General features: G+C 68.1%; 7 protein-coding genes and 1 pseudogene. 6 read left to right on the top strand and 2 right to left on the bottom strand.

Annotated features, from left to right (window positions below; genetic code table 11):
• Nucleotides 1-76: 76 nt before the first annotated feature.
• Nucleotides 77-343 (top strand): annotated as a pseudogene (locus IEZ21_RS49075) (transposase); the annotation flags it as partial.
• A gap of 4 nt (nucleotides 344-347) precedes the next feature.
• Here IEZ21_RS49075 and IEZ21_RS46695 read toward each other — a convergent pair.
• Nucleotides 348-1,307: a helix-turn-helix domain-containing protein gene (locus IEZ21_RS46695; RefSeq protein ID WP_189327882.1), complete on the bottom strand. Its 960-nt coding sequence runs from the start codon at nucleotides 1,305-1,307 to the stop codon at nucleotides 348-350.
• 215 nt (nucleotides 1,308-1,522) lie between these two features.
• Between IEZ21_RS46695 and IEZ21_RS46690 the strand changes: the two genes are divergently transcribed.
• From IEZ21_RS46690 to IEZ21_RS46670, 5 genes are all read left to right on the top strand, one after another.
• Entirely contained in the window at nucleotides 1,523-2,095 is a 573-nt protein-coding gene (locus IEZ21_RS46690; RefSeq protein ID WP_189327881.1) for an ester cyclase, read from the top strand.
• Nucleotides 2,096-2,280: 185 nt separating this feature from the next.
• Nucleotides 2,281-3,126: an SDR family oxidoreductase gene (locus IEZ21_RS46685; RefSeq protein ID WP_189327880.1), complete on the top strand. Its 846-nt coding sequence runs from the start codon at nucleotides 2,281-2,283 to the stop codon at nucleotides 3,124-3,126.
• Nucleotides 3,127-3,136: 10 nt separating this feature from the next.
• Nucleotides 3,137-3,619: a nitroreductase family deazaflavin-dependent oxidoreductase gene (locus IEZ21_RS46680; protein ID WP_189327879.1), complete on the top strand. Its 483-nt coding sequence runs from the start codon at nucleotides 3,137-3,139 to the stop codon at nucleotides 3,617-3,619.
• A 184-nt stretch (nucleotides 3,620-3,803) separates the two neighbouring features.
• Entirely contained in the window at nucleotides 3,804-4,784 is a 981-nt protein-coding gene (locus tag IEZ21_RS46675) for an aldo/keto reductase (protein WP_189327878.1), read from the top strand.
• A 146-nt stretch (nucleotides 4,785-4,930) separates the two neighbouring features.
• Nucleotides 4,931-5,473 carry an NAD(P)H-dependent oxidoreductase gene (locus IEZ21_RS46670; RefSeq protein ID WP_189327877.1) on the top strand — a complete coding sequence of 181 codons (543 nt, stop codon included), beginning with the start codon at nucleotides 4,931-4,933 and terminating at the stop codon, nucleotides 5,471-5,473.
• Nucleotides 5,474-6,176: 703 nt separating this feature from the next.
• Here the strand turns inward: IEZ21_RS46670 and IEZ21_RS46665 are convergent.
• Nucleotides 6,177-6,647 carry a hypothetical protein gene (locus IEZ21_RS46665; RefSeq protein WP_189327876.1) on the bottom strand — a complete coding sequence of 157 codons (471 nt, stop codon included), beginning with the start codon at nucleotides 6,645-6,647 and terminating at the stop codon, nucleotides 6,177-6,179.
• Nucleotides 6,648-6,769 lie beyond the last annotated feature (122 nt).

Raw genomic sequence — 6,769 nt, 5'->3', positions numbered from 1 at the left:
CACCTCCGCTCGATCACACGGTGCTTCGTGGCGCACCCCCTCGTAGCGTGAAGACCCTGACTGCAGGGGAAGTTGGGTGGGAGCTGTTCCTGCCCTAGGAGTGGGCGGCGGGCGACAGGTGACGCGAGGCGGCCCGAGTGCCCGACCGCGTCGGACCTGGCTGGCACTGGGTCTGCTGGACCGGCCGGCGGCCTGGCTGCCGACCGTGCCAGAGATCCTGGTCGACTCCAGCTACGGCTCCAGCGTCACCTTCCGGCTCGCGCTGGAGGAGCGCGGCTGGTCATACCTCATGGCCGTCGACCCGAACGGAACCGCTCGGCCGGCAGCGGCCGAGCCGTTTCAACCGATCAGTCGGGTGTCTCGGTCGAGTCGGCCGGCTCGGAATCGTCGGCCGGCGTGGACCGCTCGATGTCGTCGTCGGTCGCGGCCCAGCTGGCCAGCAGGTTCAGGGCGTCCTGCGAGGGTGATGCGGGCTCGGCGGTGTAGGTGAGAAGGAACTGGCTGGGGTCGCCGCCCACCGGGAAGGTCTCGAACGGTAGGTCGAGGTCGCCGACGACCGGGTGGTGCAGAAGCTTCACGCCGGTGGTGTGCATCCGGACGTTGTGGGCGGCCCAGCGGTGCCGGAACTCCTCGCTGCGGGTGGACAGTTCGCCGATCAGGTCCGTCAGCCGCCGGTCGTAGAGATCGCGGCCGGCCTCGGCGCGCAGCATGGCGACGGCGTCGCCTGCCACCTGGTCCCAGTCGCGGAAGAACTCGGTCGCGTGCGGATTGAGGAAGATGAATCTGGCGTTGTTGGGCGGCCGCCCAGGGTCGGCGTAGACCGGGGAGAAGAGGGCGCGCCCGAGGCGGTTGGCGGCCAGAATGTCCCCGCGCCCGTTGAGGACGAAGGCGGGTGTGCCGGTCATGGAGTCGAGGACGCGCTGTACCGCGGGCCGGATGCGCTGCTGGGCCGGCCGACGGCGTGGCGGACGGGTGGTGCCGGCGCCGCGCAGCAGGTCGATCAGGTGGATGCGTTCGGCCTCGTCGAGCTGCAGCGCCTGCGCGATGCCCTCGATGACACTCTCCGACACCCCGGTGGCGTTACCGCGCTCCAGCCGGGTGTAGTACTCGCTGGAGATGCCCGCGAGCAGGGCGACCTCCTCCCGGCGCAGCCCGGTGACCCGTCGGCGCTCTCCGCCGTACACGGGCAGTCCGGCCTGCTCGGGGGTGACCTTGGACCGTCGCGTGCCCAGGAACTCCCGGATCTCCGCGCGGAAATCATCACGAATATCGCGGTTGGTGCCGTTGGGGTCTTTTCTGCCTGCCATGCGTTTCACTCTACGAGCGCTTCCGCCGGGTTGGGGGTCCCTGTCAGTGACCCCCTCATCAGGGACTCCCACGCTCCCGTGACAACCGGTTTTGTTGGTGATGCACCGCCCCACGGCGGTGTGGATGGCCCGGATACGGCGCTGCTTGTGCCGCCGGTCTCCAGCCCTTTCGCGGCGCCGTCGGCGCCGCGATCACCGTAGTCAGAAGGACGATCATGCGTCGATACACCAGGCCGGCCGCCGTAGTCACGGCGCTGGGAGCGCTCAGCCTCGCGGCCTTCGGAACGGGAGCCGCGGCCGGCACGGCCGACCGCACCACCGGTTCCGACTCGCCGTCTCGCGTCACGGCGGAATCCGTCTCCTGGAACCACGGGACCGCTCAGGTGAACAAGCGCATCATGGAGCGCTACACCAGTGAGTACCTGCCCGGTCGCGATCCGGCTCTGGCGAGCAAGTTTGTCAGCCCGGACATCGTCGTGCACTCCGGCGGCCAGACGTGGCAGGGCCGGGACACCTATCTCGGCATCGTCGCGGCGAACCTGAAGGCGTTCCCCGACCTCAAGTGGACGGTGCAGGACATGCGGGCCGAGGGCGACACCGTGGCCGTCCGCTACACCATGACCGGTACCCACGAAGGACCCTTCGCCGGGGTCGAGGCCACAGGCAAGGCGATCCGCTCGGAGAGCATGGCCTTCTACCGCCTGTCCCACGGCAAGATCGTCGAGGAACGCGCCCAGCTCGACATGCTCGGCATCCTCCGGCAGATGGGCGCCGTCCCCACCGCATAGCAACGGAGCGCGGTACTTCACCCGCATCCCCTCCTCCCACGCCGCCGCGATGACTGGCGCTCGCCGCGCCGACGGCACGCATGGGTCCGCCCGGCCTTTCTCTGCCCGCTCGGCCGCCGGGAGGGCACGACGCATCACCACCGCACACACCGGGTGCCGGACACGGCGCCTGAAAGGACCACCCCATGAGCAAGGTCATTCTCGTCACCGGTGCCGGACGCGGTCTGGGCGCCGACATCGCCCGCGAGGCCCTCGCCGCCGGCCACCAGGTCGTCGCCACCGGCCGCCGCCCCGAAGAGGTCGAGAAGACTCTCGGCGGACGGCAGGACAACCTGCTGATCACCAAGCTCGACGTCACCAGCCTGGACGACGCCGAGGCCGCCGCGCAGGCCGCCGTCGACCGCTTCGGCCGCATCGACGTCCTGATCAACAACGCCGGGAACCTGTTCACCGGCTACTTCGAGGAGATCTCACCCGCGCAGATGCGCCGGCAGTTCGAGACCAACCTCTTCGGGCCGATGAACGTCACCCGCGCCGTCCTGCCGATCATGCGGAAGCAGCGCGCCGGCCACGTCATCACCGTCACCTCGACCGCCGGGCTGGTCGGCATGGAGTTCACCTCCGCCTACGCCGCCTCCAAGTTCGCGGAAGAGGGCTGGATGGAGTCCCTGCGCCACGACGTGGAGCCGTACAACATCCACACCACGGTCGTGGAGCCCGGCTACTTCCGCACCGAACTCCTCGTGGACGGCTCCACCAACTGGCCCGAGCTGTCCATCGACGACTACGCCCCGCGCACCGCCCCGAGGATCGAGGGCATGAAGAGCATGAACGGCAAGCAGCCCGGCGACCCCGCCAAGCTCGCCCGGGCCCTGCTCACCATCGCCGACCAGGACAAGCCCCTGCACCGCTTCGTCGCCGGTGCGGACGCCATCGAGGCTGTCGAGGCCAAGGCGAAGGAACTCCTCGCCCAGGCCGAGGCCTCACGCGAACTGGGCGACCACCTTGCCTACGCCGACACCCACGCCTGAGAGGGGCACCATGCCGCTGAAAGGCGAGTATGAGCCGAGCACGGCGCAGTTCGTACGTGACCAGGTCGAGCTGTACGAAAGCTCCGGCGGTACACAAGGAACGACGCTGGGTGTCCTGGTCACACGTGAGGAAGACGAGAAACTGGGTGACGTGCCCGTTGTCATCCTGACCACCCTGGGCGCGAAGAGCGGCAAGGTCCGCAAGTCGCCGCTCATTCGGGTGGAGCACGACGGCTTCTACGCCGTGGTCGCCTCCGCGGGAGGAGCCCCCAAGCACCCGGTCTGGTACCACAACGCGGTGGCCGACCCCCGAGTCGAGCTCCAGGACGGCCCGGTGCGCCAGGACATGCTGGCACGCGAGGTGACCGGGGACGAGAAGGCCGTGTGGTGGGCCCGAGCCGTCGAGGCGTTCCCGCCCTACGCCGAGTACCAGAGGAACACGGACCGAGAGATCCCGGTCTTCGTTCTGAAGCCGGCGGCCCTGGAGCACTGATCCGGCACAGCCGGCTCAGCCCACCGATCTCCGCCGCCTATCACTGACAACACCGGTTTGGCCTACGGCAACCCCGCGCTCTGAGCAACACACACCCACATTCCAAGGTCCGCCGACTGGTGGCGCACCGCACTCATCGCGACCGCTGACCGGGCCTGACGGCCGTTACGACAAGGAGTACCTGATGAAGCACGTATCCCTGGGCGGGCTCGATGTCTCACGCATCGGCCTGGGAGCCATGACCATGGCCGGCACCTACACCACCGGCGGAGGGCTCGACGACGCCGAGTCGATCCGCACCATCCACCGGGCGCTGGACCTCGGGGTCACCCACATCGACACCGCCGAGATCTACGGCCCCTTCCACAGCGAGGAACTCGTCGGCAAGGCCATCAAGGGCCGACGCGACGACGTCGTCATCGCGACGAAGTTCGGCCTCGTCTCCCACGCCGGCGACGGCCCCGGCGTCATCGACAGCAGCCCCGCCAACGTCAAGACCGCCGTCGAAGGCTCACTCCTGCGGCTCGGCACCGACCACATCGACCTCTACTACCAGCACCGCGTCGACCCGAACACGCCCATCGAGGAAACGGTTGGCGCGCTGGCCGAGCTGGTCACCGAAGGCAAGGTCCGCCACATCGGACTCTCCGAAGCCGGCCCCGCCACGATCCGCCGCGCACACGCCGTGCACCCCGTGGCCGCGCTGCAGACCGAATACTCCCTGTGGACCCGCGACGTCGAAGCCGAAATCCTCCCCCTGCTGCGCGAGTTGGGCATCGGATTCGTGCCCTACTCGCCCCTCGGGCACGGCCTGCTGACCGGGCAGATCCGCACCGTCGACGACTTCAGCGACGACGACTGGCGCAAGACCAACCCGCGCTTCACCGGCGAGAACTTCCAGCGCAACCTGCGCATCGTCGACGAGGTGCGGGCCATCGGCGCCGAGATCGGCGCTACCCCCGCACAGACCGCGCTGGCCTGGCTGCTGACCCGCGGCGACGACATCGCCCCCATCCCCGGCACCCGCCGGGTCTCGCGTGTCGAAGAGAACACCGCCGCCGACGGTGTGAAACTCACCGCCGCCCAGCTCGACCGCCTCAACAACCTCACACCCGCCGCCGGCGAACGCCACAACGAGGCCAACATGGCCAGCATCGACCGCTGACCGCTGACCGCTGACCGCTGTTCCCGGCTCAACCAGCGCTCCTGGACTTCGCGAAGGACTGACGCCCGGCGAAGCTCCCTGACCCGTCACACCGACCCACCCGCGTCCATTCACCCTCTCCTTGATCACTGAAAAGGTTTCTCACCATGTCCAAGGTTCTCCTTGTCGTCGGCCACCCCGACCTGTCCCAGTCGAAGGCCAACGCGGCGCTTGTAGACGCCGTCCGCGATCTGCCCCATGTCACCGTGCACGACCTCTACGCCACCTACCCCGACTTCCAGATCGACGTCGCCGCAGAGCAGGCGCTGCTGGCCGACCACGATGTGATCGTCTTCCAGCACCCGGTGTTCTGGTACAACACCACCCCGCTGTTCAAGCAGTGGCAGGACAAGGTCCTCACCTTTGGCTGGGCCTTCACCATCGACGGCTCCGCCTCGCAGCTGGCCGGCAAGAAGGCCGTCGTCGCGGTCACGACCGGTGTCCCCGCCGATCACTACACCCCTGAAGGCTCGAACCAGGCCACCATCGAGACCCTCCTCAGCAACTGGCAAGCGACCCTGCGGCTGTGCCAGTTCGACATCCAGCAGCCGATGGTCAAGGTGTACGGCACCGCCTTCGGCCTCTCCGACGAGGACCTGGCCACCGCCGCCAAGCAGTACAGCGAACTGCTCGCCTCCTACGCCGCCTGACCCGCTCTCACCACCGCGGCCGCTTGCCCTCAAGGTGACGCGGTGGTCCTGGGGCACACCAGTCTCCGGCCGCTCTTCGCCGTATCGGCGTCGAGCGGCCGGAGAGATGACCGCGCAACCGCAAGGTTCGCAACGCCGACCGGCTTGCCGAGACGGCCCTCCAGGTCTTGTGCGACCAGCGCACCAGCCTGGCCGGAGGGCAGCTGGCTACTCAGCTGATAAACACTCGGAGCAGGCCATGTCCCGGTAAGAAGCCGCAGCTCAACCGATCATGGAACGTGCGGGTCGAACAGGGTTCCCGCAGGGTGATCTTCCCGTTGTACGCCCATGAAGACAGGGCCTGTCAGTAGCTCGGGGATGCGAATCCGACCGAGCAGTGCCGGGAGGCCCTGGTGTCGGCAGATCGACCTGCTGGGCGAGGGCGTTGTCCCGGTCCTTCGCGGGAGTTCGCCTTTGACAACCGGGCCAGTAAGGCTGCCGACGTGGCCCGGATCCGCCGACTGGTTCTTCCAGGTGTCATCATCGTCAAGGGCTGGCCCGGAGTCGGCGGGGCAAAGACCATGCAGTTCGTCCGCACCTCTGAGGTCTGGCGGATTGCAGCGTTGGCCTCGTACGACCAGCCCAGACAGCCGGTCTGCTGCGACTTGTTGGCACGGTGACGCAGCTGGCCGCGCCCCAGGTGCCGAAGGCCACGCCACGCCGTTCAGCAGGAGTGCGCGACGCCCAGTGGGGCGGGTGACTGCTCAGGCTGCTTCGGCGGGTGGCTGACCTCGTAGTACAAGCGGGCCGATGACGCGGCGGTGTTGGTCAGCCAGTACAGCATGACGTTCGTGAGCATGAGGCCGCGGTCGATCGCGCACTCCGGTAGGTGGGTGCCGTCGGTCCACTCCTTGAACTTCTCGGCGATCCAGGCGAGTTGCCCGGCCGGAGAGTCAGCCGGCGTGAACCCGATGGTCTGCGGCCGGGTCGCCTGGAGGGCGAGGTAGCCCTGGCCGTCGGCCTCGATCAGCCGGTTTTGCTTGGGTTTGGCCCTGTCATCGGGGCTGATGTCATCGAGCTCTCCGGGTGTGCCGGTGGGGTTGGTCATCAGGAAGTTGACGTGCACGCCGATGACATGGTCGGCGTCGGCAGGGTCGCCGCCGTGTGCACGCGGGTCGCTCAGGGGGCCGATCACGTGCAGGAATTCGATGACCCTCTCCTCCTGTACAGGAAGGCGTGTTCCGGGTACAGATCTCTACCGTTCCTATTCACTGAGCCATAGGCAGTCCTGCGTCCAGGACTGCCTGTCAGTGGCCC

The sequence above is a fragment of the Streptomyces flaveus genome (assembly GCF_014647675.1).
Lineage (GTDB): Bacteria > Actinomycetota > Actinomycetes > Streptomycetales > Streptomycetaceae > Streptomyces > Streptomyces flaveus.
The sequence above is the reverse complement of the archived record's forward strand: the minus strand, read 5'-3'. Positions and strand labels throughout refer to the sequence as shown.

Excerpts from the sequence above, each read along its gene's own strand:
- IEZ21_RS46695 (WP_189327882.1), bottom strand. The coding sequence starts at position 1,307 with ATGGCAGGCAGAAAAGACCCCAACGGCACCAACCGCGATATTCGTGAT.
- IEZ21_RS46690 (WP_189327881.1), top strand. The coding sequence starts at position 1,523 with ATGCGTCGATACACCAGGCCGGCCGCCGTAGTCACGGCGCTGGGAGCG.
- IEZ21_RS46685 (WP_189327880.1), top strand. The coding sequence starts at position 2,281 with ATGAGCAAGGTCATTCTCGTCACCGGTGCCGGACGCGGTCTGGGCGCC.
- IEZ21_RS46680 (WP_189327879.1), top strand. The coding sequence starts at position 3,137 with ATGCCGCTGAAAGGCGAGTATGAGCCGAGCACGGCGCAGTTCGTACGT.
- IEZ21_RS46675 (WP_189327878.1), top strand. The coding sequence starts at position 3,804 with ATGAAGCACGTATCCCTGGGCGGGCTCGATGTCTCACGCATCGGCCTG.
- IEZ21_RS46670 (WP_189327877.1), top strand. The coding sequence starts at position 4,931 with ATGTCCAAGGTTCTCCTTGTCGTCGGCCACCCCGACCTGTCCCAGTCG.